Origin of the sequence: Kitasatospora sp. NRRL B-11411 (genome assembly GCF_000721345.1) — a bacterium.
GTDB classification, from domain to species: Bacteria; Actinomycetota; Actinomycetes; order Streptomycetales; family Streptomycetaceae; genus Kitasatospora; species Kitasatospora cineracea.
Window position 1 is genome coordinate 1 of sequence record NZ_JOGH01000264.1, and the last position, 2,986, is coordinate 2,986.

The 2,986-nt window shown below is 73.2% G+C and carries 1 protein-coding gene and 1 pseudogene; both read left to right on the forward strand.

Going from position 1 to position 2,986, the window contains the following annotated elements:
• Nucleotides 1–382: pseudogene (locus tag IH44_RS47535) on the forward strand (glycoside hydrolase family 15 protein); the annotation flags it as partial.
• 1,133 nt (nt 383–1,515) lie between these two features.
• Nucleotides 1,516–2,919: an endonuclease/exonuclease/phosphatase family protein gene (locus IH44_RS47080; protein ID WP_081967402.1), complete on the forward strand. Its 1,404-nt coding sequence runs from the start codon at nt 1,516–1,518 to the stop codon at nt 2,917–2,919.
• The last annotated feature ends 67 nt before the right edge of the window (nt 2,920–2,986 follow it).

Sequence of the window (2,986 nt, forward strand, 5' to 3'; positions counted from 1 at the left end):
GTTCACCCAGTACTACGGCGGCCGGACCCTGGACGCCTCCCTGCTGCTGATCCCGCTGGTCGGCTTCCTCCCCGCCGACGACGAGCGCGTCGTCGCCACCGTCGAGGCCGTGCAGCGCGACCTCGCCGAGGACGGACTGGTCCTGCGCTACGCCACCCGCCGGGAGGCCGCTGCGAACGTCGACGGGCTCGCCGGACACGAAGGGGCCTTCCTCGCCTGCTCGTTCTGGCTGGCCGAGGCACTGGAGGCCATCGGCCGCGACGACGAGGCACGCGACCTCTTCGATCATCTGCTGGGTCTGCGCAGCGACCTGGGGCTGCTCGCCGAGGAGTACGACCCCGTCGCCCGCCGCCATCTGGGCAACTACCCGCAGGCGTTCAGCATGTGGACCGCGGCCCTGCCCGCCGGTGCCCTCGGCGCCGCCCTCGCCCGATTCCCTCTGACCCCCGACGCCGGCCCGCGGGTGGCTCCGCCGCTGGAGCAGCGGGTGGAGGAGATCGCGGCCTCCGCCCGCAGCGCCGCCGACCACGCGGACGCGGGCCTGGCCGCCGATGTTCACCGCGGCGCCGCCCAGTTGCACTTCGACCAGGGACGCCCCGGGACGGCGTACGCGTTGTGCAATCTCCACACCGCCCTGTTCCTCCAGGCCCGCCCGCTGCCCGTTCCTCTCGCCATGTGCGCGCTGACGTCGCAGCTCACCCACGCCGAACTCCTGGTCCGCGAAGGCCACCCCGGCACGGCCATCGCGCTGCTGGAAGCCGTCTCGCTGGCGATCGGGACGAACCGGGACGCCGAGACCCCCGCCATCGGTACCTTGTCGTTGGCCGGCCTGAGCGCCGACGATGACGACCGCGCCGTGCTCTACGACTGGTGGGAGGGCGCCTCCCTGCTGCCTTTGGCCCACGCGCTGGCGCGCAAGGGCGAATGGGCGAGGGCCCGGGGCACCCTGATGGCCGACCCGACCCCGCCGCCCGGCCCGAGCGCCGCGCTGCAGCTCGGGACGATCGCCCTCGCTCTCGGCGGCCAGCACCAGATCGCCGCAACAAGGCTGGCCCGAACCCGCCTCGACCGCCACACCCCGTGGGAGCACGTCGTGGCCGCCGCGCTCACCGTGGCCTGCACTCTGCTCGGCCCCCGCCCCGACAAGCGCGTGCTCGCCGACCAGCTCACCGCGCTGTGCGAGGCCCACGAGACCTACCGGCCGGGCAGCAACCCCGAGTTCGATGCCGAGCTGACCCTCGTCTGCGTCGACCTGTGCACCGCCGCGGACACGCTGATGGCCGCCGACCTGCTCTACGCGACCGCCAGCGACTGGACGCTGGAGAGGCCCGACGGGTACAGCGCCCGCGCCCTGCTGGAGCACCCCCTCGCCGCCCGCCTCCCGGACACCGACCGCAAGGAGCTGGCGTCGATCGTGGCCACTGAGGCTGTCACCGCCGCCCTCACGACCGGCCCGTCGTGAGCACGCCGCCGACACCGGCCCACCGCACCGCCCGAGACGAGACGAAGGAACCCATGCTCGACCTGTCCGACCTGCCCATCCCGCTGCCCGGCCTGCCGCCGTTGCCGCTGCCGCGCTCGCAGTACCTGTCCGTCCTGTCGTGGACCACCGACCACGGCCAGGACCTCGAAGAGGTCTGCCTGATCGCCACCCGGTACGACCCGGACCTGGTCGTCCTGGGCGAGCTGCGCGAGGAGCAGGTCGAGGACGCCGCGCGGATGCTCGGCATGGACGCCCACCGCAGCGCCGGCACGGACGTCACCGCCCACCGCACCGTCATCTTCGTCCGGCGCGACGGACCGCTGGTCGCCCTGCGCAACCACCGGGGGCCTAACTCCCGGGACCCGCGAATCCCGCGGGTGAACGTCGAGTTCACCTTGCGCCAGGGCGTCGGCGGGCGCGTGCCGGGCAACTTCACCGTCGCCGGCCTCCACCTCAGCTACTGCTCGCCCACCGAGCGCTTGATCGCCGCCGAGAACGTATCCAACCTGCAGAGTCGGCTGCGCCTGATCATCGGCGACTTCAACGAGGACGCGGTCGGCGAGCAGGTCGACCGCAGCCGGGACGCGGACCACGCCCACTGGCACGACCGCTCACACCACGTGCACGGCACCGGCCGGATCACCGCGACCCGCGTGGATGAGGACCTCATCGCCCAGGGCCTCATGGACGTCGCCCGTCTGCTCGGCACCCAGGAGGCGATGCGGCCCACCAGCAGTACCGTGCTGCGCGCCCCCCGGACAGAGCCCGACCGGCCGCGGCTGCCGCGTCTACGCCGACGAGCCCCTGGCCCTGGCCGCCGTGCACCTGGAGGTGCTGGCCGGCTACGACGATGTCTCCGACCACCACCCGATCCTCACCGTCCTCGACCTGCCCGCCCTGCGCGAAGCCGTCGCCGCCGCAGCCGTCCGCCGCGACGCCCGCCGCCAGCAGCTGGCCGCCGACCGGGTCGAGTTCAAGGCGGCCCGCCTCGCCCGCGAGATCGCCGCCGGGATCCGATGACCCCCAGGGCCACCCCTGCCACCACCGACTTGAACGGAGAGACCCCGTTGGACGCCCTCCCACCGTTCGCCGACCTGCCCGTCGACGAGGAGGCCCTGCTGGCGCGCCTCGCGCATCTGCCGGCCGCCGCCGATGTGCCCACCGCCGCCGCGGCGGTCGGCATCCCGCCCCGCCTGGCACACGAGTTGATGCGCTCCCTCACCGGGAAAGGGCTGTTGACCGCTTCCCCCGGCGGCGCTGTGCGCGGCACCCTCTACACGCTCCACCCGGACGCCGCTGCCCAGGCCCGCGCCCTGTTCTCGCAGGTCGGTGGCGAGACCCTCAGACGCTACCTGGACGCCCTGGTTGAGAGCGCCGAGCAGGCCAGCCGACTGCCCACCCCCAACCACCTCCTAATGTTGTTGTCAAGCAGCTGATGTGACGGGGAGTGCATGCTCGTAGTGCTTCCCGTCACGAATGAGGGCCCAGAGGACGTTGACGCGT